Source organism: Aquimarina agarilytica ZC1 (assembly GCF_000255455.1).
GTDB classification, from domain to species: domain Bacteria; phylum Bacteroidota; class Bacteroidia; order Flavobacteriales; family Flavobacteriaceae; genus Aquimarina; species Aquimarina agarilytica.
In genome coordinates, this window is sequence record NZ_JH621273.1 from 1 (window position 1) to 24858 (window position 24858).

Below are 24858 nucleotides of genomic sequence, written 5' to 3' on the forward strand. Positions count from 1 at the left end.
AATTTGAAACCCAAAATACTAACCAAATTTATCTGTTCTAATAATCGAACTCAGGTTATTAAAAAAAAGTAAACTCCTTTAACAAAACACGTACAAATCAACAAAACTAAAAAAGCTGTGATCACCAAAAGGCGATCACAGCTTCATTTATTATCCTCATTCTTAATTAAATACTATATTATGGGTTTAAAGCATAAATTTCCTCATTTAATACGTACAACCACAAGTACTCTTCTTACAACCAAAATCAATACCTAAACTAATTAAATGAGAGCCACTATTACGCGTATCCGATACCTCATTTAGATTAGCCTGATACCCATATGCAAAATAGAATTTAGCTTTTTTTATCCCAATCATTGGAGATACAAATAAGGGCTTAAATTCCTGATCAACTAAACTTCGTACGGAAATACCTCCCCATAAATAGCTGTCTTGAAAAAATTTTCTCACTTTAAAGTTGGTATCTAAAGTAGATCGTTGATCGCTTGAAAATTGTCTATACAACACCGATGGCTCAAATTGCAGTTTCTTAAATACATTTTCAAAGGTAAAACCTGAATAGGCATAATAACTTGTCAAATTCCCTGGCTCGTTAACACTAAAGTCCTCCAAAGGCTTATTCAATAAATTAATCGCATTTAAGGTGATAAAAAAGGTTTTCAAGCGATATAAGACACTTGCATCAAAATTATGATCAACAGTGTTAATATCTCCAGAAGCTCTAAATATCTCTCTATTAAAGCCTGAGGAGTCTATATTAAACTGTGTGTATTTATAACTAATTCCAAATGACAAATACTGCCTAGAATATTCACTTAAAGTTAAGTGATGTGCAAAGGAACCCTGAAAACCTTTTTGACTCGTAGCTCCATTACTATCATTAAACAATACCGCACCAACACCAGATCTATTAGCTATACGCCCATCAATGGATAAGGTTTGTGTACTTGGGCCATCATCAATTCCGACCCATTGCTCAAAACCTGTACCTCGTATTTGCCAACAATCACCAATACCGGCATAAGATGCCGAAATTAAAAATGGATTATCTGTTATGTACTGATTAATGATTGGTAAATTAAACTCTTGTGCATAGGCACCAAACCAACCCAAGAACATTACTGTTATGTATAGAATGTGTCTTTTCATGTTTCTTATTGTTTGCGGTATAATGTAAAGTGCCCTGTAAATTCTCTGCCCTGATCGTCATTTAATTTGATCAGATACCAATAATCACCTGAAGGCATATTGGTCCCCTTGTATGTACCATTCCAACCTTCACCATTTCTTCGCTGCTTTATTCCTTTGAATTCTTCTAGTAAACGTCCATAACGGTCAAATATCATTACTTCCATATTTGAGAATTCCTCAAATACAACTTCGCCACTTCCACCCATGGTGACTGTTGTTTGACCTGTATTAATAGTTGAAGTAGTTGTACCACCCGTTATAGTTCCTCCAAAAATCACACCACCCGAAGTAGTTCCTCCGGTTACCACGCCACCAGTTGTAGTACCATCTGTAATTACTGTACCTGTCATTGTACCACCGCTAGTTACTCCTCCAGTTGTGGTTCCACCAGAAGTAGTTCCACCTAATAATGTTCCTCCAGTTACAGTTACTCCAGTAGTAACAACCACTGAACTATTATTTGAACCATCGGTTACTGCTCCAGAGTTATCAATAGTAATCACAGAAACCGTTACTCCTGTTGATACACCTCCGGTGGTAGTACCACCTGTAGTAGTACCGCCTGTAGTTTCACCACCAACAATAGTTTCATCAATTACCGTTCCTCCTGTAGTAGTACCGCCAGTTGTTGTGATACCCCCTGAAGTTGTTCCTCCAGTAGTCTCACCTCCTGTTATAATTGTTACGGTAGTTACACCGCCTTCGACTGAAACATCAGCAAAAGTTGGCACAGGCTCACTTCCTCCAGAAATGACACCTCCCGTTATTACTCCTCCAGTATTTACTGTTCCACCTACAATAGTTGTATTTGTTGCTACAGATACTGCGGTGATACCCGCTCTTGTTGTTGTTATGGTTGTAGTTCCACCAGTAGTAACTCCATTAACCGTAGTACCTCCAGTAGTAACAATGACTGTTGTTGAAATAATTTCCCCTTCAGGAGTATTTACCGTGATGTCATCTGGGTACCAAGTACTTGTTCCTGGATCTCCACTATCTGGGTTAAATACGTTAGGAATATCAACATCCATAAAGTCTAATGGTATTCCCGCTGCTATATCAAAACAGGCCGTGTTAAATTTGTCAGTTACCGTAAAGGTATACCATCCTCCTTCGGTAATTTCAAATGTCCCATCTGGATTAATCACAATTTCTTGAGCAAAATTCGTATCATCCGTTGCATTCCTAATAAATGAACCTGAAAATATATAAGGGCTTAAATCACCATCTGCTATTCTACCACCAGTAGCCACTAATTGATATACATTCACATTTTTAGTAGCTAAGGGTACATATGGTGCAAATGTTCCGGCATCAGTAGTAAGATCTCTATCAAACTGTACTTTTGTAAATGGTACCAACTCACCTAATGTAGAGTTTACTTCAGAAGTACATACTACACCCGGTCTCACCTCATAGTTCATTACAATGGTATATACACCTTCTTCTACTCCTAAAATTTGATCACTTCCTGCATTTGATATAAATATAGCGCCATCACTAGTTCTGGTAGCCGTATAGCTTATTAATGAAGGATCTAAATTCTCATTCACATTATCCAATGTAATCGTATAGGTACCCGCCGACACCCCTGTAATAGGACAATCAGGCATCGCTTCAGCGGTGAATTGATTTAAGTCTGGTGTTTCAAATCTAAATTCTAATAGCTTCGCTTCACAAACTATAAGATTAGCCCCCATTTGTCTGTTTCCTGAATCCACTACAAACACCTCATAATCAACCTCGCTGCTTAATGCACTTAAATCAAATGCATAAATATCATTTCCATTAATATCTGTACTTGTAGGTGTATCCACAATATTAGCATTTCCAACGATCGTAATTGGATCTGGCTCAGGATCGGTATCCTTATCTCTATTTTCTACAATTTCATAGTAATAAGGTGGTGTACCGAATTGGATTTCGAAAGTAATCATTCCATCGTTATCCCCTCTACAATCTGGCGCCATTCGTGTAAGTTCTGTAACTAAAAGCTCTTGTTTATTTTCAATAGTTTCTAGACCTGGCATTACATTACAGCCCGTTCCTAAATCACTAATTAATACACGATAATCAGCAGGTGCTAAGTTCATAAACGCAGCTACATTTTCACCTACAGGAACATTAAGTGCTACTCCTTGAATAATATCAAATGTTGACGTAGCATTAATTGTATTATCAGAAATTTCACTACCACTTACACCCTCTTCAGGAATGATAGTTACTGTATAAGGTCCAACACCATTTGTGGTATCAATAGTTATCGTAATACTACCATCTTCTTCACCTGCACATGATATTTCACTAGCTTCTGATGTAAATGTAAGCGGTGCTCTTTGATTAATTTCAAAGGTGCGATATGCAGGAATACACATGCCCTCCGATGAAATTTTATAAGCATAGGTAGCATTTGAAGGCAATCCTGTTAGTGTATTGATGTCAACTAAATCAAAGAATTGCGTATCATTTTCTCTTCTTGCTACTGGAGTTGTTGCCCCATTAAGCGGTCCAACTACTTCAGTAAAGCTTCCGCCAGAAGGGGTAACTACAAATAATTCATACGTATATTCTGGTAATCCACCGCTAACCGCTTCCAATACTACCGAACCTGTTTCACCTGGACATAACAACTCTGTTGTTGCAATGATACTAAAATCAATATCCTCTGGAGATTCACCCACATTTATGGTTGTAAATGCTTCACATCCGTTTGGACTATTGGTCACTCTTATATAATTAGCACCAGATTCCAACTCAAAAACAGCTGGTGCTGCACCAACAACTGTAGTAGTTTCAACTACTGTAGGTGTTGTTAATAATGGGTTACTACTCAATAAATCTACTGTGTATGATGTTCCTGTTCCTCCTGAAGCTGTAATTTCATACTGCGCTGTTCTCACTGGTACACCACCTCTGGTTGCTCGACTATCATCACAAGTAATATCAATAATTAACTCACGTTCGATACTAATTGCTGTTGGCTTTTCAACAGTAACTACTGGTGTTGAAGCCGCAATACATCCATTGGCATCTCGTACGGTAGCCACATAGTAGTTTGGTTCGCCAGCCTCACCTGCTTGTACATTATTGAATACTCCCGTAGCCTGCGGTCCTTGAACCACTACTGGGTCACCACCACTCATATTGGTCCTAGTCAATGTATACTGAATACTTGCTAATGGCGCAGCAGGAACTGCTCCCATCATAGCTGTTGCAGTCAATGTTGCTGAATCATCTGGACAACTCACAACTACATCTGCCATTAATGTTACCGTTGGGTTATTTGGCGTGGTAATTTCGATAGGTATCAATGGTGTAGCTGGCACACAATTTTTACTATCACGAATAGTCACCGTATAGGTTCCGTCACCTAAATTTAATGCCGATCCAAAGAATCCATTAGTATTCGTAGCTACAATAGTTGTTGGCGCTCCTGCCTCAGTCAACTCAAAAGTAAATGGTGGCGTACCTCCCATTGCCGAAACTCGAATAGTTCCAAACATATTTACACAGGTAGGCTGAATTACCTCATCCTCCGATACGGTGATTGGTGTATCTGGCCCAGTAATTTGAACCCTATCCGTAGCCATACATAATGGCAAGGTACTCAAAGGAGCTCCGGTAGCATCTGCTACTGCAGTTACATCAATTCGGTAAGTTCCTAAACTTAGATTCGCTGCCGTTGAAGTTACACTTGGTGTATCAACCGTAGCCGTTTCAATAAGAGTTTCTGGAGTAGCTCCAGAAGCCTCTTGTGTAATGGTATACGTAAAGAAACCTGTATAGTCCACTACATCAAAACTAATCGTACGCAAATCTTCAGGGCATTCTAAAGTATTTCCAGTTCCTAACACTAAAAGCTGCTCTAAATCTCTTACTACATAATCAATTCCATCGGAACAACCACTCACCGTATTTCTTACCTCAAAAGTATATATACCAGCTCCTAATAATTCAGCTTGTGTAAATGTATACGTTAAAATACCTGGTGCCAGTGTAGTCGGTCTTACCGTTCCTACTGCTGTTGCTGTTCCAGAAGTATCCGTATGCTCCACTAAAACAAACTCGTATTGGTCTGTTGCTAGTCCTGTAACATCTACTTTAATTTCTTGATCCAAACAGGTGTAAAAAGAAGCTGTTTCGTCAATACTTACCACAGGTTGTGTAAATGGTGTAATAATGACATCTCTACTTGGTATGGTATTACATGCTGCATTTCCGCTATCTCGGTATTCAACCGTATACGTAATATCTCCTGTTGGACTTGCATCCACAGGAATAACTACATCAATAGTTGTTCCTGATGCTATTGGCATATCAGATCCCACAATTTCTGTGAATTCATTAATCACTCCAGGTATTCTGTAGAAATAAGGAGGTGTACCTGTACCTACACCTGTGTTGGCATTTATACTAATCGTAATAAATGGCCCTCTCACATCTGGTGCACATGTTCCTGCTGTTGGGGTTTGAGAAATATTTCCACCAGTGAATGCTTCTGGTTCTGTAATTTCAGTAACTGTATTTGCCGTTAAACAATTTAATGTTCCATCCAAATTCACTACAAAATCTACATAAAAACCAGTTGCTAATCCAGTAAACACATTTTCATTTGGTGTTGCCGAAGCTGTTTGCACCACTCCTGCTCCTGGCGCATTTGCTGCCACTGCTGCATCAGCTGCTGCTTGTGTTGGATACCTGAATAAACGATAGCCTAATGGCGCATCACCCGCATCTGGTGTTACTAAGTTTAGTGTGATACTTCCATCTGTATCTCCATTACAAGTAATTTGACTTACTGTTGGTGGGGCTAAACTTGAATTATTAATCGCTTCTTTACGTACTGGATCCGATGTCACCATACACATTGGCGCTCCAACTGTTCCTCCATAATCATCAGTTACTTTTACAGTATAAAAAGTATCGGTAGCTAAAGCTGCTCCAGAAGCACTTCCTGTAAAGGTAACATTATCGACTGCTATGGTTTGACTATTGATTGCCGTTGTATTTCCTGCTTCAAATAACTCATAAGTTAACATTCTTACTCCAGTAAATCCTCCTGTAACTTCTGCTGTTATATTAGTAATGGTATCATCACATTGTACTTCGCCTAATTCAGCTACAATTTCTAATGCATCAAATACTGTTATTGAATCACTATTATTACAATTATCTTTATTAGCTACGGTTATCGTAAATGTACCTCTTGGAACTTCTAACTCTCCTGTTAGCGATACACCTGTTGGAATACCTGGCATAGCCGTACCCGTAATTGCTCTATTATTTAATGTTTGTATATTATCTGAAACACCATCATTAATAGTAAAGGTGTACGGCTCAAAAGCTGGGTCGTAATTATCAACCCGTACATTTACGGTAAAACTAGGCCCATCTTCGCACTGATCTATACTGAATTCTGGATCTATTGTTAAGTCCGGTGTTGGATCATTATCAATAGTAAAGGTAGTTGCTGTTGGAGTACATGTAGTGGTATCTGATACCCAAAGTACCCAATCCAAGCTAGTTCCAGTTACTGTATCAATAGTTATAGGTGTGGTCCCGTCAAAAGTAAAAGCTCCTACCGCAGGTGGTGTTGTGGTATCTGTACCAGCAACTACTGCATACCTATAAGGCATAATTCCGCCCGTAGCACTCACTTCAATTTCAACATTAGTTGGTCTATCGCAATTTACTGATTGCTGACTATCTACTCTTGGCATACCCAATGGTGCTGCCGTAGTAATCGTAAAAGCTTGCGAGTCACCACAAATATTACCCGATTCGGTAACACGTACGCTATAATTTACACCTGCTCCTAACCCTGTTACTGTACCTACTCCAGTTCTCACTCCGGTTCCAGGCACATTAATAGGTGATCCCGTACCTGTAGCAATTACCATGTTGGCACCATCCAATACTTCGATATCAAAATCTGTCGCCGTTGAACCAGCATCGGTTTCAAAGGTAACCTCAATACTTCCAGAATTTGGTAAACAACTCGATTCTGGTACCGTACTCACATTGGTAATAGTTAGTACTCCCGAAGGTGGTGTGGTATATTCTCTTTGTGCAATACATCCACTTCCCCCACTATCAAATACAGAAATGGTATAAGTCGTATTGGCATCCAAACCTGTAATAGCATAAAAAGTATCTGTTACTGCCGCTGGTGTTCCTGGTACTAACACAAAGAATGATGGAAAATCTGCATCACCAAATCTGTGTATGTTATCACCGCCTGCGGTGTTAGTAGTTGGATTAATAAAACCAGCTACCGTATTTTTTGGATCGGTTATCGTTATAGTTCCTGTATTTCCTAATACTGAAAATACCATTTGCGTTCCAGCAGTTGGTGAGGTACAATCAATATCAAACGTAGCATCCGTTAAGGTTAATGGCGTAATGGTTTCAATAGTTAAATTATCAATAACCACAGGCGCACACGGATTCGCATCAGTAACCTCAATACTATAGGTGCCCGCTTCTAACATTGGGAACGAAACCGTTCTATCCGGGATCACTTGTGTTCCTAAATTTGCTCCCGTATTATCTCTAAGTGTATACGTAAATCCAGGGCCAGAATTATCTCCTCCAACAATAGTCACTTCTATAGCTCCATTATTGGTACTTGGCATACCCGAAGTACAAGTAATATCGGTTATCACTGGCGTTCCACTTAATCTAATCGATCTATCTTCGATAGTTACTTGACCATTAAATTCACAACCTTTAGCATCACGAACTATATAATCATAAGTACCACCCACTTCGGTTAAGGTATTTCTACTTATATAATTAACACCATTATCGTAACTATAGGTGTATGGAGGCATTCCTCCTGCAGGAGTTATGGTTGCTACTCCCGAATCCCCTACACATAAAATATCTGTTGCTGTTGCGGTAGCAGTTGGTGCCACAGGGAAATCAAATACAAAAGGATCTAAATTCAGTGGACAATCATTTCCATCAAATACTCTGAATTGGAAAAACACGCCATCTTGAGTACTATCTACCATAAATGGGAAGCTCCCTGTGTAAGGAATAAACGCTCCTAAAGTAGTTGGGCTTGAACCTTGCGCTACTTCAAAACGGTAAGTTCCTGTTCCTGTCCCCCCTTGTACGGCAAAATTATAGGTTCCGTTAGATCGTAATTGTGGCATAGCTGCCGGTACTATACAATCTGGTTCTACTCTACTAATTGGACCATTTAATGACAATGGCTCATTTACCGAGAATGGAATTACAAAAGGACAACTATTCGCATCTACTAATTCATATTCATAATTTGCTGCTGCAGTTACTACGTCAGTTATTATAGTTTCTCCAGCTCCTAGAGTGGTAAATGTAGGTGTGGTAGGTGTTGCTCCTACTGCTGTGTCTACTCTTCTATATCGGTACGGTGCTGTTCCGCTGGTAATGGTAATTTGTACTTCTGCATCAGCGGTAGTCGTACCATTTGGCAAACAAACCGATCCTGTATTTAAAGTTGCTGCTAATTGCTGTTGCGGATCAACCATCACATCTTTTACCGTATCACATGTGTTCGCATCAAGCATGGTTAATTGATAGGTAATTGCCGTACCTCCAGGCACTGTTGGTGCCGGTACGTTAGCAAACACCCCTGTTGTATTGGTAAAATCTGGATTAGCTGCTGTTGCGGCATTATCCAAATTAAAGGTATAATTCCCCATAGCATCTGGTGTACCAGAACCCGAAACGGCATTGGCTACAATAGTTACCGTATTGGATACACAATCATAGGCTGTTTGACTAAACGTAAAGTCTGGCAATGAATCTGGTTCCGTTATCGTAAAGTTTACTGTACCCGCAAAAACATCTCTTCGACTATCCGATTTATCAACAATACTAATCGTATAACTTCCTGGAGTTAATCCCGTTTCACTAATTGGTGAAGTAGTTTGTCCAGTTACCGTTGTTGTAGTACTTGGCGTTCCACCAGTTATAGTATAATCAAAAATGAAAGGATCACCATCTGCTCTTGAAATAGCTATACTTACTGTCCCATCTGCATCCCCTGTACAATCAATATTCGTTGTCACTGGATTCCCTACTATTAATGGCGGTGGTAATGGTACTGGCGGCGGACATGGAGCGATTTCAACCGGTATACTAATTGGATCACAAGTTGTACTTGTATCCCTAATTAACACATTATAGGTAGTTGGAAAATTACCATCCGACCCTACTAAAACTTCAATCATGGTACCTACTGCTGGTAAAGCCGTTTCCGAATTTACCACTCCTGGAATAGTGTACACATATGATGAAGTAGGTTGCGCTAATGATGCTACAGTAATTTCAATTTTAGCACTAAAATTATTCGCATCATCTAAGTCATCACATTTCCCATCTACTCCTGCAATGGTAAAATTACCTGGAGTAGTGTTTACAGGGTTTTCTAAACCAATTTCTGTACCTGTAATTTCACAATTTCTACTTGTCGCAATTAAAACTGGCACATAATACACTGGCATTCCCTTTAATTGCGTAAATAAAGTAGCATCCGAACCGTCAACCGTAGTTACCAATATTCCAGCCGAAGTCACATTCGAAGCTGTAATAGCAGCTTGGGCATCCGCTTGTGTCGCAAATTCATATAAACGATACGTTAATGGAGGCGTATCACTAAGTACTGAGCCATCAATATTAATTTTTATCTCCCCATCCGCTGTGCCTTCACAACTTACCGGTTGTGTATCTGGCGCTACTAATACTGGGTTGGTAATAACTGTTTTACTATCATCATCACTTACTGTACATACTCTTGGCGCTGCAGCAGAAGGATCAAATGTATCCGTTACACGAACTTCATAAGTAATTCCGGCTTGTAAAGCTAATACTGGGCTACCCGTACCACTAGTAAATGTTACCGAAGTACTCGCTGTAGTTTGAGTTGCTAAAATTGTTGTAGGACTAGCCGCATCTACCAACTCATAAGTTAAACTTCGAGTAGGTACACCAGCAAAACCATTACTTATATTAGTTGTAATTGTTGCTATTTCATTCGCACAATCGGGTTCTGCTAAATTTGCATCCACTACCAAACGTTCAAATATTCTAAAACTATCCGTATCGGTACACGTTGGGTGTAAGGTTCCTGCAACTTCAACCGTATAAGGCTGTCTCGAAGTTACTTGGAACGTACCCATTAATTCGGTAGCTGTAGTTCCTGTAGTGGTATATGTTACAGGCGAACCATTAACACTTAAATCATAAGTTTGTGTTACTGTCGATCTAGGATTAGGATCGTAATTTTCAATAGTAAAGTTTACTGTAAACGGTCCTGTCTCATTACATTCATCGGCACTAAAAGCAGCTACATTTAATATTGGCGCTGGATCTTCATCAATCGGCACATCTAAAGGACCAGACACACATCCATTAACATCCTTAACGTATACATCAACTTCACCACCTACAATACGTGGATCGTTAATTGCAATACTAAAACTACTTGAAAGCGGGAAACTACTTGCTGCATTTGGTGCGGCAGCTCCATTCGCAATTACTCTATATTCATAAGGAGGCTGTCCACCTGATGCTCGTACTTCAATTTGTGCATCTGTAGTACAGTTCGCATTCACATTATTTACAATGAAAGGTCCTTCTAGTGGTGTTGCTCTACCTACATTAAATTCCTGCGTCGCATTACACACACTACCTCCAGTAACTTGTTGTACTCTAATTCTTAAAATACCTTCTGGGATACCTGTAACAGTAGCCTCATTATTTGTTGCTGTCGCAGAAGTTACAACTACTGTTGGTGTGGGACTTACTAAAGCCCCATCAGAAACTCTAAATACCTCTATGTTATAATCTTCACCTACACTTGTAGGATCACTTACATCAAAATTAACCGTTACTGACCCCGAATTAGGATCACAAGCTCCAGTTGGTGTAGGTATTACACTATTTATAGTTACGTTTGGTGAAGGTTCAGGAACAGTTGCCGAAGATGATGAACATCCTGTAGCATCATCTATTACTCCAATTGAATATGAAATATCAAAATCTAAGTTTGAAATTCTATAAACAAATTCTGCAGGATCGTATCCAACAGCAGAAGTTACTTCAGTAGGAATATCAGTAGCAAGAAAATCTGGATCACCACTTCGGGCAATATTATCACCAGGAGCTGATGGGAATACATGACTCGCCACATCTAGTGAAAAAGGAGAAATTCTGAATAAATCAGGATTTGCTAAGCCCATGACAGCATCAATTTGGAAAAACACCGTTACTCCATCAACACAATTCGCTAAGGTTCTAATTCTAGTAATATCCACCCTTGGTGTTGGTGGGATTATAAATTGAATAGGATTTTCATTAGTACAATTATTGGCATCCGTTACTCTTACAGAATAACTCCCAATATCTAAATTACTAAAGGTTACCGTTGTTCCTAAACCTGATTGAACTTCCAGACTAGTACCCATGTCATTAAACAATTCATAGCTATAATTAGCCGTTCCGCCAGAAATCGTTAACTCAAAACTTCCTAAGGTTACTGGATCACAATTTACAGGTGTTATCACTCTATTTGTTTCAACAATAGGATCTGGTGCAGTAATATTTGTGGTACCAGTCACCGTACATTGCGTCACTCTATTTCTAATTACATAGTTAACTGCAACAGTACCTACCACAGTAACGGCTTCATTATTTCCGTCTTGGTAGGTTGTACCTCCATCAAAACTATACTCGTATGCAGTAACGGGTAACGTACCTGCGGGTATTAATGTAATAATAGAATCATCACCACTACAATTTACGGCGGTAGCATTGTCACTTAACACTACAGGTGCTTCTGGATAGGTGGGTGTAAATGTAATTGGCGCTGCAATGGCACAATTTTCTCCGTCAATTACATTAATTTCAATGGTATCTCCATTAAAATTATCGTTAAAAGCGAATACTGGACTAGTGGCAGTTCCTGAATTGGTTACTCCCGAAGGATCTGTACCTCCTGAAGTATTTTGCAATACATAAACATATGTACCATCACCACCTGCAACATCAAAACTGATAGATGCTCCTGTATTGGGTACTGCTCCTGCTGGTCTACAATCTGGTTGATTCTGAACAATGTTTGTTACACTTAAAGGCTCGTTAATTTCTATAGTTATAGGTAGTGGACATAATTGATTAGCCCTGTCTGTAATTTCTATTTCATATGTTCCAGGAGCATCATAAATAACCGTAAACTTTGTTCCTATTATATTATTAACTCTTGTTTCACCTACTCTTCTATACCTAAAAGGAGGTGTCCCTGATAATATATCAATTACAATACTTGCATCAGTTGTCCCTGTATAGCAAAAATTAGATTCACTAATATTTATTTCAGCATCCAAATCTGTTGCAGGATCAATAGTAACATCCACTGGATCTCCTATACATCCATTAACATCTCTGATACTTAATGAATAAGTCAACGAAGTAGTTGTTGGAGTTGGAATTGAATTAAAATTTCTATCTATTTGAAAAGGAAATTCGATAACTGCTGTTGCTGGGTCATCTAACTGAAACTGATAAGCTCCTGGCGCTCCACCAGAACCTGAAACCCTAATGTTAAATTGTTTAGTAGCACAATTGAAATTTCCAGGTGTGAAAGTTACTACTGGCCTTGTTGCTGGCTCACCTATACTAAACAATTCCGTTTCATCACAATTTGTTTGGGTATCCGTAACCACTAATTCATAATCCCCAACGGCTAAACCTGTAAATGATAATGCACCGCTCATTTCAGCTGTTACATTACTTATCTCGGTTCTGCCTGCAGGTGTAACTGTATTATCTAATAAGGTAAGCACATAAGTATAGCCTACACTTGTGTCAAAACCTGACACACTAGTTGTTGCTGAACCATCCGTAGCTCCCTGACAAGTCGTATTAACTGTAGCAGGTTGCGTGCTTGTAATCCTAACCAATGCTTCAATAGTAACATCTATTTCTTCCACACAAAGTGAGGTAGCACTCCTTGCTTCAATGGTATAACTTCCTTCGGGCAATTCAAACTCACCCGTTGTATTATCAAATGTTGCCGTTACTGGAACGGGCGTTGTTGGAGTTCCTGTTGGGTTCGATGTTTTTATACGATAACCTTCAATAGTATCGCCATTATCAGCAGTAGCCATTACTTGTACCGTAGCTGTTTCTTTATCACAGGTTAAAGTTGGATTTGTTGGTGTTCCAAAAGTAACTGTAGATAATGGTGCAATTTCGACAGCTAATGATGCTTCTGACAAACAGCCATTCGCATCTTCAACAATTAAAGTGTACGATCCTTCTGTTAAATTTTCAAAAGCCAAGCTTGGGTCTGTACTTGTAGCAACTTGTATAGGATTAGGTGGGTTAGTTGCATCCAAATCATCTCTAAACAATCTAAATTCCGCATACGGAGTAGCTCCACCCACATCAACTGCTGCTCCACCGGTAACACTTATAGTTCCTCGGGTGGTTGCTTGGTTTTCACATGTATAAGGCGTAGCCGTAATTACCGGAACGCTTAATGGATTTGCCGCATCTATAGTTACTGTTATTGGTTCCGACGGACACTCATCTGTTGCATTGGTAATATCGGTCACAATAATTTCATAGTCTCCCGAAGAAAGATTAGTAAACAAACGATCGGCTTGCCTTACATTTAAACGCGATGCATCTAGTGATGCAGGTCCAGAAATTAGTTCATACACCAGACTAGTTCCCGAAGGATAAGCCGAACCATCTGCTTGTTGTGGTGTTACCGAAATACTTCCATCGGTATCCCCATCACAATCAATATCCTCTACTACATCTTCTACTAATTGAATGCCTTCATAGGCAGTAAAAGTATTCGTTAGTGGTATTGGGTCATTAGTACATGCATTTGAAACAAAAACAACCAATGAAAACTGATCAAATGAATCAATATCTACATAATTTGTATCAGGAAAAGGATCTGGATCAGCTGGATCTCCTGACCCTGTTGGCGGAGTAGGTTGCTGACTAATATCATTTATTTGCAATGTTGTTGATGCACCTGTACCGCCAATTATACGAGTTGTTGTACTCGTTGTTGTATTTACGGCATTTAATTCGAAGTTTACAGTATTCAAATCATAGGTCGGATCGGATGATGCAATTGTTATTAAAATTTCACCTGGCGTACACGTAATTTGCTTTTGTATGGAATAATTAGCTGTGAATGTTGGCAATGGACTAGTGCTGATCGGACCTGCCTCAACCTGACATTGAGATGTATTTAAAGCTACCGTAGGTAATGAAGCAGCCTCGCTATTGGCAAATACCCTCACCTTATATTCAATTCCCGGGGCAACATCTTCAAACGTAAACTGTCTATTTGTTGTATTCTCGGTAGCCACCACCACATCATCTGCCAAACTAGCTGTTCCATTCGTATTAATTAATTGGAAAAAATAATTCGGTAGGTCATCATTTGCCCTTACTAAAATATCTGCTAACGTATCATCAAAAGTATCTGTTACAAGTTGATCCACCCCACACGAAGGTTCTCTACTAAATTCAAAAACTTCAATAGTTGGATTCCCAAAACGAATCGTTCTATCAAATGAAAATGTACATGCAGAAGTATCAGTTCCTGATGATAAATCTGGCGTTGCCGTAACTCTAATATTTACAAACTCTCTAAATGGAGAAGGTCTATTTACAGTAAATGTGCCATAATCAGTATCTGTAGCTACTTGCGTATCCTGTGAAATATAGTTTGCAGCATTCGCAGGATCTTGAATCAAATACTCTAATTCATAATCCACACCTATACCTGCAGCTGTTAATCCATTCAATACTACAGTTCCATTACTAGCCCCACACAACGTACCAGTAGGTGTTGATAGTGTTAAATTGGAATCTATTTTTGTGGTATTAAAATAGAAAATATTGGTACAACCTCCTTCGGTAACCGTAAGTCTAAAACTTGCTGTTTCGTCAACTACAAATTGGCTTGTAGCTGGGTTTGCTGTGCTCACAGTTGATGTTTGCACAGCCGTATACGTACAGCCTGGCCCAATAAACGGACAGTCATTGTCTCCATCGGGTCTAGTACAACTCCCCACATCAAAACGCTCCCAAACCAACGTAGTCCCATCGGAGTAATTTGTATTTATCGTAAGATCTGTATTACATAATACAAATTTGGTTATTTGCTCTCCATCTACAGAACATGCATCCTGGCGTGACGGATTTAATGTAGCATCTTCAAAGGGATTAGCAATCAATTCAGAACCATCCACCACATTAAACGTTTGACGTGAATTGGCACAAAGTGGTTCTCTCAATTGATCAACAATATAATAACCTATGTCATTTACTTCAAAACTATTATCGGCTCTTGTAGTAGCTGTTGAAGTAAATCTACCCACTTCCGTTCCATCGGTAATATCAAAATCCGCATCATCAATAACTCCATTTGCATTTTGATCGCTTATGGGTCCAGGTATAAAATACCATACATAAGTATCAAAACCTAAAGCCGCTGTTAATGTTTGTGCTCCTGTACAAATTTCGGTTACTTGAGATTCACATCGTTCTCTTTTTTGAGTAATTTCAACTGTTGGTCCTTCAATAGGTGCTTCATCACAAGTACTATCAAAAGCAAAAGCACTATTCTTCTGATTTATTCTATTGTCATTAAACCTTCCATCAAATGAGGCAAAAGCAATATTCTCTACACGCTCGACGCAGGCATTTCTATTTCCTGCACATTCATCAACTATCTTAACTCTAAAGCGAACCGTTACTTCTTGTCCGCATGCAGGATCTGTAATGGTTTCTCCCGTTGTGGTATCACTTGGTTGATTTGCACAATCAAAAGCTCCTAAATCGGGTATATCAATACGAACATTTTTTGTACTGTAGGTGATCCCTGCTCTATCCGTTATAGTTTCATCAGTAATTTGAACATTGGGTACAGGCACATCAAAACCTGAAAAATCACTAGCATTTGTGAATTGATTATCTAACAACTCGGTATTCCCGGGTAGTAAATCTTCAAATAATATATTTTCAGCAATATCATTACCTAAATTACGAATGGTCATTTCATAAATAATTTCCTGACCAAAATCTACAATCTCATTATTGGCTAATAAAGCTCCAGTGTCTGCATTAAACGCCTGCTTTAATACAACTACATCGGGAGCAATCACCTCTACTGCAAAAGCCACAAAAGAATTTGAATAACTATCCTGATCTGTTGATAAAAATAAGGATGCTGTAGTATCATTTACTGAACTTGATATAGGGTTCCCATTATTTAGTATTCTATTATTGGTATTTATCAATTCATAATGATCTGTATCATATCCTAACAAGTTTCTTGAATTAGGTAATTTGTTGGTAAAACCATTTAGATTTGTAATGGTACTATTGAAAAAATTACCCGTATTATCTATTGGGTTATTCTCCCTTAAAGGAACCGAATTTGATGGAGCATCAGATAAATTAATCACAGTATCCGCACCTAATCGCTGTTCCGTGGTTGCCGTTTGGATTGAAAATTGATCTCTAGTTAAACTTCGATCTCCTTCTAATGCCGTAGAACCGATCCATGCTCTAATTGGTCCTTGAGGTATTGTCTGAAAGGTAGGAGTATTAAACTCAACTCTATCTCCAGAGTTAGTAATGGCTGAATACCCATCATAAAAATAAATAGCTTTGTTAGTGGTACTTGGTCTATTATCCTCATAAATAACTGCCAATGTCCATCCCCCAGTTAAACCTGAAAAACGTCTATATCCAGTAGTAGCTCTTACGTTTCCTACTGTCCAAAACCCATTAATATCACCTCCATTATTTTGTACGCTAGTAAATAAATCAGTAACATCGGCTACACATACATAAGGTTCATCTTGCAAACCTTGGGCTGAACCTAAAGTAGCTATATTAAATGGAGCTCCATTTTTTCCATCAACTATAACCTCCGTTTGCAATTGAATTCCATTAGGGTTAGATGTTGCTCCTGGATTTATACTAATATCATAATATTGATCTCCCCCCGGAGGTAATATTTTTATTTCGGTGTAATCCTCACAATCGGTACCACAAAATCGATTTCTTGGAACAGCACTTGTAACTGTGCTAAAAGTATTTGTAAACGGATCATAGGATTGAGCTCCATTGTCAAAGGTTTCATTTGTATATACTCCAGACCAATAAATAAACGCTTTTCTTACGGTAGAGCAGGAATCGTTAAAATCTAATAAAGAAGCACTAGAACTAAAAGTTCCATTGTTTGCAGCTACTAAAGGAGTACCGTTAGCGTCTACATCTGTAGTCCCTGCATTACCATCTGAATATTCTGAATTATTTGGATTTGCCCTAAATGCTGCACTAAAATTACTTGCAAAAGCGGGATCACTATCTATATCAATGTATGCTCGTTTGTAAGTACTACCCGAATTGCGAACATATAACCTATGTGGCCTCCCAAAAAAATCAAACTCATCTGTAGTAAGAAAATTAAAAGCATTAACATATAATAATTGACCAAACTCATTCCTTACTTGCTCTAAATTAAAAGAGCTAACCCCATTATTCTCATTACCATTATAGGCATCATTTGGATTATAAATAGCACCATCAAATTGACCTCGAATTCCTAAAACACCATTTCCTATAATGGCCATATCTCCTCGAAGAACTTCATTTGCTCTTTCGCTCAACGGAACAAATTCCTGGCTATATGATAAATTATATACTACTAGACATAATAATAAACTTACTAATTTACTATTTAATTTGAGTAAATGTTTTTCCATAGGTCAACACTTTTAAAGTTTGGGGACTTCAATTTACAACACAAAATTGTAATATGGTAAAAAAAATCTTACGAATTTATTCTCGATCTGAAGTTTTAACAACTTTCAGCTTGGTTTTTAGCAAGGCTTTGTTCTTTTTATTTAGATCGATCAATTTTTCCGTTTGTCGATCACTAGCACTATTATCAGACACCACTAAGGAGTTAATTACATCCAAAATATCTGCATCAGATATTTGCAGTTTAGGGCTGATAAACAACTCTTTAAGAAAGTAATCACCCTGTGATTTTTCTGGTGTAAGTTCATTAAAACCCATACCATTTGAGTTCGAATCACTACCTCCAGAACCCTCTTGTTTTGTTGTTTTTCTTATAATTCCACTATCCTCTTTTTTAACAGTAGTCGTAGTACGTTTTAATGCAGCTTGTACGGCTTTTCTTCTTTCTTCCTTCTTATCTTCATCCTTAAGCACCTTGGTTACACGTTTTAATTCAGCTGTATTTCTCTTCTTATCCTCTTCAACTGTTTTAGTTACCTGCTTTAAAGTTGCTTTTCTTTTAAGCGCCTCTGCTGCTAATCGTGCTTCTTCTGCTAATCTTTTTTCTTCTGCTATACGTGCTTCTTCTGCTTTTTTAGCCGCTTCTTCTGCTTTACGTTTCGCTTCAGCTATACGAGCCTCCTCAGCTATACGTGCTTCTTCTGCTTTACGTTTCGCTTCAGCTATACGAGCCTCCTCAGCTATACGTGCTTCTTCTGCCTTACGAGCCTCTTCTGCTTTACGTGCCTCCTCGGCTATACGTGCTTCTTCTGCTTTTCTTGCTTCCTCAGCTATACGAGCCTCTTCTGCTTTACGTGCCTCCTCGGCTATACGTGCTTCTTCTGCTTTTCTTGCTTCCTCAGCTATACGTGCTTCCTCTGCTATACGTGCCTCCTCAGCTACACGAGCTTCCTCTGCTTTACGTGCTTCCTCTGCTTTTCTTGCTTCTTCTGCCTTACGAGCCTCTTCTGCTTTCTTAGCTTCATCATTATCTATTACTCGTTGCAAACTACTTAATATTTGCGTTTTTTCTGCATCGCTAATCAATGTGCTTTTTCTAATTAAAGCCATTCTTGCTTTTGCGTCAGTAGCATTACCGCTATCAACAACCGAATTGGTCACACGCAATAATTCTGATTTCTTTTTTTCATTTTCAGCAATACGAGCTTCTTCCGCTTTAACCACTTTTTCCAAACTACTTAATATAGTTTGCTTCTCTGTATCTGTAATTAAAGTACTTTTCCTTATTAAAGCCATTCTTGCTTTTGCATCGGTAGCATTACCACTATCAATAACTGAATTAGTCACACGCAATAACTCCGATTTCTTTTTCTTGTTTTCAGCTGCCAAACGTGCTTCTTCTGCTAAACGTTCTTGCTCCGCTTTTGCTGCTGCTTCGGCTGCCAAACGTGCTTCTTCCGCTAAACGCTCTTGCTCTGCTTTTGCTGCTGCCTCAGCTGCTAATCGCGCTTCTTCTGCTAAACGTTCTTGCTCCGCTTTTGCTGCTGCCTCAGCTGCCAAACGTGCTTCTTCTGCTAAACGCTCTTGCTCTGCTTTTGCTGCTGCTTCGGCTGCCAAACGTGCTTCTTCTGCTAAACGCTCTTGCTCTGCTTTTGCTGCTGCTTCGGCTGCCAAACGTGCTTCTTCTGCTAAACGCTCTTGCTCTGCTTTTGCTGCTGCTTCGTCTGCCAAACGTGCTTCTTCTGCTAAACGCTCTTGCTCTGCTTTTGCTGCTGCTTCGGCTGCTAATCGCGCTTCTTCCGCTAAACGCTCTTGCTCCGAAGTATCTGTAGTAACTACTCTTTCTAGGACACTCTTCTTCCTAGTCTCCTCAGCTGTAGCTTCCGCTTCTTTTGCTACCAAAATACGCTCCAGCCTACTCAATACCTTTTGCTTTTCTTCTTCAGGAATAAAAGCATTATCCCTAATCAATTGTGCTTTTGCCTGAGCTTCTTCTACATTATCTGAATCCAACAAGGTATTGGTCACCCTTAACAATTCAGCTCCAGCTTTTCTTGATTTTTCCTCTTCAGCAACAGCTAAATCCGCCGCCTCTTTTTCCTTAACCACTTGGGCCAACCTACTTAATATAGCTTCTTTCTGATCATTAGGAATAAATTTACTTTGACGAATCAACGTCGCTTTCGCCTTCGCCTCTTCTACATTATTAGCATCTAATAATGTATTAGTTACTCGAACCAGCTCCGCCGCTTCTTTTTTAGATTTTTCCTCCTCAACCAAAGCTAAATCAGCAGCTTCTCTTTCTTGAGCTAGAATTACTCGATCCAATTTTCCTAAAATCTCTTCCTTTTGCTCATTTGGAATGAACTTACTCTGACGAATTAATGTTGCTTTTGCTTGCGCTTCCTCAATATTATTGGCATCAATTAAGGTATTGGTTACTCGAACCAATTCTGCTGCTTCTTTTTTAGCTTTCTCTTCTTCGGCAACAGCCAAATCAGCTGCCTCTTTTTCACTTATAATACGTTGTAAATCGCTGCTAATTTTTTGCTTTTCCTCCTCGGTAATGTATTTATTGGTTTGAATACGCTCTAATGTTGCTGTCGCACTTTCAATATCCTTATTAGCAATTAATGTAGACGTTCTGGTCAATAGTGCTCTTGCCTTATTTTTAGCCTCTGTTTCAGCTGCTATACGTGTAGTCTCCTTTTCAATATCTTCAGCTAACTCTTCCTTTTCTGTAAAACGAGTAATTACACTATTTTTTTGCTCCTCTGTGATATACTGATTGCTTTCTATTTTAATCAAAGTAGCTTTAGCACCTTCCAGATCATTATTGGCTATTTGCGTATTCATTATACGAATTAACTCACTAGCCACAGCTTCGTCTTTTATTTTTTGCTCTTCTGTTGTTCTTAACAAACCTGCTTTTGCTCTAATTTCAGCTAAAGCATCTTGCTTGTCTTTCTGAGCTTCACGCGCTTCTTTTAAAGCAGCAATTTTTTCTGCCTTAGACAACTCTTCTCTTTCTGGTAATTTACGCGATGGCTTGTGAGTTGGTTTTCTCTTTTTTGGTCTTCGTTGAGGCTCGATAAAATTATACGCTAAAGTCACCTCGTGTGTTAAACCAAAAATATCAGCATTCCCAAAACCACGTTCAACCGTGTAGCCTATAGTTGCATAAGGAGCAATATTAAAACCTAAACCTAATGAAGCTCCGTAAGTAGCATTATAACCTAATTGTGCAAATCCATATTTGTTATTTTCAACCATGCCATTAAAACCATATCCTATATCTGCTCCACCTGTTTCTTGCTCCACGTATAACATTCCTCTGAATGTATTAGGAGAACGACGCCTGAAAGGTTTTGAATACATCCCATGCACCACAATTACACTGGAATCATATACTTGGTTATCGCCACCTAGTTGTAAATTAAGAATATTACGCGCAGCTACTCCAAAATCAAACTCGTTATAACTTACATTGACTCCTGGAGAAAGCCTTACTAATGATGTGCTATCAAAATCTGTTAAAATTGGATCAGAAGCAATCGGCGATTGTGTACGCACCTCAGATTTTAAGCCTGATTTTTGGTACCTTAAATTTGCTCCAAATGTCATATTTACATCTCTCGTAAATTCAACATTATAGGCATAATTAAGTACTGCTCCAAAATTTGTGATAATCCCTATATTACGCTGGAACAAAGCTGCTCCAATACCCATATTATCCTTAATGGTTTTATTGTAAGCTAATCTGTAATTAGAAGGTGCATCTTCAAAGCCTGTTTTTTCTACACGACCAAAAAATGAAATATATCCATTTTTATCTCCTGAATCTGCAGCTTCCTTATCAAAAGAAAAACCAGGATTAAATAAAAAGCGATTGTATTTCATCGCCGTATGAGTAGTCTCATCTGGCGGTCCAATAATTTGGTCCTGTTGCCCTATGATGCTTTGTATGCTTATACATACTACTGCTAAAAAAAATAATTTCCGCATCCTATGCATTTACCTAATGATTGTTATTGATCCTTTTTCAACAGGATTATTATTTTTACTAATTACATAATAGTAAATAGATTCCTTTAATTGCGATTTAGACTCCGATGGCCATTGGTCACTATAGCCCTCGGTATCCCCTTCTGAGGTATAATCCAATTGACCGCTATTGGTGTAAATCTCCACTTTTATTTCAGGATCTAAGCTTAATGTTGTTGGTATAATCCAATCGTTATTTAGCGCATCGATATCCCTTGACAATACATTGGGTATTACCGCTGATCCCGATTGTATTGAGATTGGCGTTATGGTTGAACTCCCACAACCTGATAAACTTACTCTTGCTGTATAAGTTCCAGGATTAACTACTGTAAGCGTTTGTCCAGTCTCACCAGGTATTTCAAAATTTACTCCTCGAATCCATTGAATAGCAAAATCACTTACCGGTATACCCAAAGGCAATTCTAAACTTAGCTCCACTGATTCTCCAATAACTAATTCATCAGGATCCTGAGTAATTCGAAGCGAATCCAAATTCAACTTTACATCGATATTATTTTCTGAAGCAAAAACTGTTCCATTCACATCAATTTCAGCTCTATAATTTCCATTAGCCGCAAGTTCACTTAATCTAATCACTTCATTAGTTTCACCATCTATAGCTTCATTATCTCTAAACCAGGTAAAATCTAAACCTGAAATACTTTCGAGCGGAATAGCATCTGTTGCACCGAATACTCTAATATTTGCAATACTTAAATCCACAGACGCAAGAGCACAATCATTCACTTGATCATCTGAGGCTTCAATAGAAAAAGTTAGGTTCGAAATCGGTAATACCTGAATTTCATTCTCGGTAAACACTTCTTTAATATCACATGGCGAAGTAGCATCGACCACCTTTGCATTATAGGTACCCAGACCTATTGACACCAAACTTGTAGTATTACTATTTTCTATCTCAACACCATCTTTAAACCATGTTATTACTGGACTTCCGTCCGAAACCTCAACGGTTAAAATTTCATCTTGCCCAGGAATATCTACCTGCATTAACGGTGAAGTTATTTTTATGGATGGGTTTAGTAAGTCAATATCAATTGCATTGGATTGAGAGACACATCTTTCACTTAAACCCAACTTTGTATCAACTACTTGTATTTGGTAACTCCCTTTTGCGTCAATACCTGTAACTGTTAAACTTGTGCTGTTTTCTCCACTAATAGTCTCCCCGTTTTTAACCCAACTATATGTTAAGGTAGGATCTGTTATACTTGATGTTAAGGTTACAGAGTCTTGGTCACAAATTGAAGTCGGCGTTCCATTGCTAGAAATAGTAATATCAATAGCTTCTCCATCAAAAACATTAATATTAACAGACCTTGCAGATTCTACAAAGCCATCACAACCACCAAGAGCTACTTGGTAATAATATATCCCCGTTTGGGTAAGTCTAAATTCAGCACCTTCGCCTACCATAGTAACTGTCGCGGATCCAAAATCTCGTCTAAACCATTGGTAATTTCCGTATATATCGTCTTTAACTCTTAAAATGTTTTTAGCAGAGTTCGGATCTGAATCTAAACCACAAATATCTGCACTTGGTAATATTTTCAACCTATTTTCTCCTTCCGGCAAACGAAAAGAATAAGCCACAAGATTACTAGAAGACCTTCCCCTTACAATTGGTGTTACGTTAGCCACTACTCTCACAACATACTCATCACTCCCTAGTACCTCTCCCGAACCATCAAATTCAGGAAGCAATACATTTTCAAAGGAAATGCTACTGCCACTAGATGCAGTACCAGTTACCAAATCCAAAACATTGGCTCCAAAATTCCCTTCTTTATTTGATAATTGCAATGTAAATGTGGTGCCTTCGGGAAATGTCCCTCCAGTTATTTGTGCTTCAACCGCAAATGACAAATCATTTGGCTCATTAAAATCTATGCATCTAGTAGCCCCACTCAATGAAGGCCTTTCAATTCTTTGAGAAAAAATTGAAACATTAACAAATAACGCCACAACTAAAACGCAAAATCTAACTACTATTTTGATACTTTTAATGTGCATAACACTGATTTGTAGGTCACTAACTAGTTTGGGCTATGTTAGTAAATGTTTAATAACTTTTTATGAACGTACTAAAATAGGAAGAAAATCAATAGCAGAAGCCTGTTTTTCAGTTTTTTTTGGAAAAAAAGGGCAAAAAAATGCATTTGGTCGTTAATTACTGTGTTTTAATCTAGTAATTAAATACCTTTAAAAAAGTTGAAAAATGCTTGTTTTAGTTAAACTACTTTATTAAACATTATTTTTCTGAAGGCTAACAAGCACTTAAACTTTACTAAAAAATAGCTAATCAATATATTCATTGGCGTAAAAGTACTCTACTATAGCCTCTTTCATTAACACTGATTGTTCACCGGCTTTTAAATTAGGTAATTCCTCCTTTACTTTATAATGTGGCCAACCTTGCTCATCAATATAATCAAACTCATAGTAACCATAAGGCTCCAACAAACGACAAATAGCAATATGCATTAAGTCTAATTTTTCATCTTTTTTAAATGACCTATGGGGCTGCCCTAACTCTTGTACCCCCACTAAATATATAATAGCATCCAAATCCAATAGATCACCATCGGCAAATTGATTTGAAAGTTTTTGCAATACCGTCTCCCAACGTTCTTTTAATTGTATATCTCTACTCATAGTGGTCCAAAATTACGGAATTTAGGATTAGCCCATACCAGCCATTAAATATATAAATCCATTTCACAAAAAAAACATCTACAATTAGATGCCTTAAACTAACTTTTTATTAACATTTTCATTTTTTTCCCTACATTTATTAAA

Annotated in this window: 5 protein-coding genes; all 5 read right to left on the reverse strand. The window is 38.3% G+C overall.

Annotation, left to right across the window (positions count from 1 at the left end):
• Positions 1–207: 207 nt before the first annotated feature.
• Positions 208–1152 (reverse strand): PorP/SprF family type IX secretion system membrane protein, encoded by a 945-nt coding sequence (locus KQA_RS0213565; protein ID WP_029209600.1) that lies wholly within the window; start codon positions 1150–1152, stop codon positions 208–210.
• Positions 1153–1157: 5 nt separating this feature from the next.
• Positions 1158–17993 (reverse strand): T9SS type B sorting domain-containing protein, encoded by a 16836-nt coding sequence (locus KQA_RS0213570; protein ID WP_010181959.1) that lies wholly within the window; start codon positions 17991–17993, stop codon positions 1158–1160.
• A 76-nt stretch (positions 17994–18069) separates the two neighbouring features.
• Positions 18070–21996 carry a PorP/SprF family type IX secretion system membrane protein gene (locus KQA_RS20345; RefSeq protein ID WP_198283124.1) on the reverse strand — a complete coding sequence of 1309 codons (3927 nt, stop codon included), beginning with the start codon at positions 21994–21996 and terminating at the stop codon, positions 18070–18072.
• Positions 21997–22005: 9 nt separating this feature from the next.
• Positions 22006–24072 (reverse strand): T9SS type B sorting domain-containing protein, encoded by a 2067-nt coding sequence (locus tag KQA_RS0213580; RefSeq protein WP_010181961.1) that lies wholly within the window; start codon positions 24070–24072, stop codon positions 22006–22008.
• A gap of 285 nt (positions 24073–24357) precedes the next feature.
• Positions 24358–24714 (reverse strand): hypothetical protein, encoded by a 357-nt coding sequence (locus tag KQA_RS0213590; RefSeq protein WP_010181962.1) that lies wholly within the window; start codon positions 24712–24714, stop codon positions 24358–24360.
• Positions 24715–24858 lie beyond the last annotated feature (144 nt).

What these genes read in the sequence shown, in the direction of transcription:
- KQA_RS0213565 (WP_029209600.1), bottom strand. Translation starts at nt 1,152, where the DNA reads ATGAAAAGACACATTCTATACATAACAGTAATGTTCTTGGGTTGGTTT.
- KQA_RS0213570 (WP_010181959.1), bottom strand. Translation starts at nt 17,993, where the DNA reads ATGGAAAAACATTTACTCAAATTAAATAGTAAATTAGTAAGTTTATTA.
- KQA_RS20345 (WP_198283124.1), bottom strand. Translation starts at nt 21,996, where the DNA reads ATGCGGAAATTATTTTTTTTAGCAGTAGTATGTATAAGCATACAAAGC.
- KQA_RS0213580 (WP_010181961.1), bottom strand. Translation starts at nt 24,072, where the DNA reads ATGCACATTAAAAGTATCAAAATAGTAGTTAGATTTTGCGTTTTAGTT.
- KQA_RS0213590 (WP_010181962.1), bottom strand. Translation starts at nt 24,714, where the DNA reads ATGAGTAGAGATATACAATTAAAAGAACGTTGGGAGACGGTATTGCAA.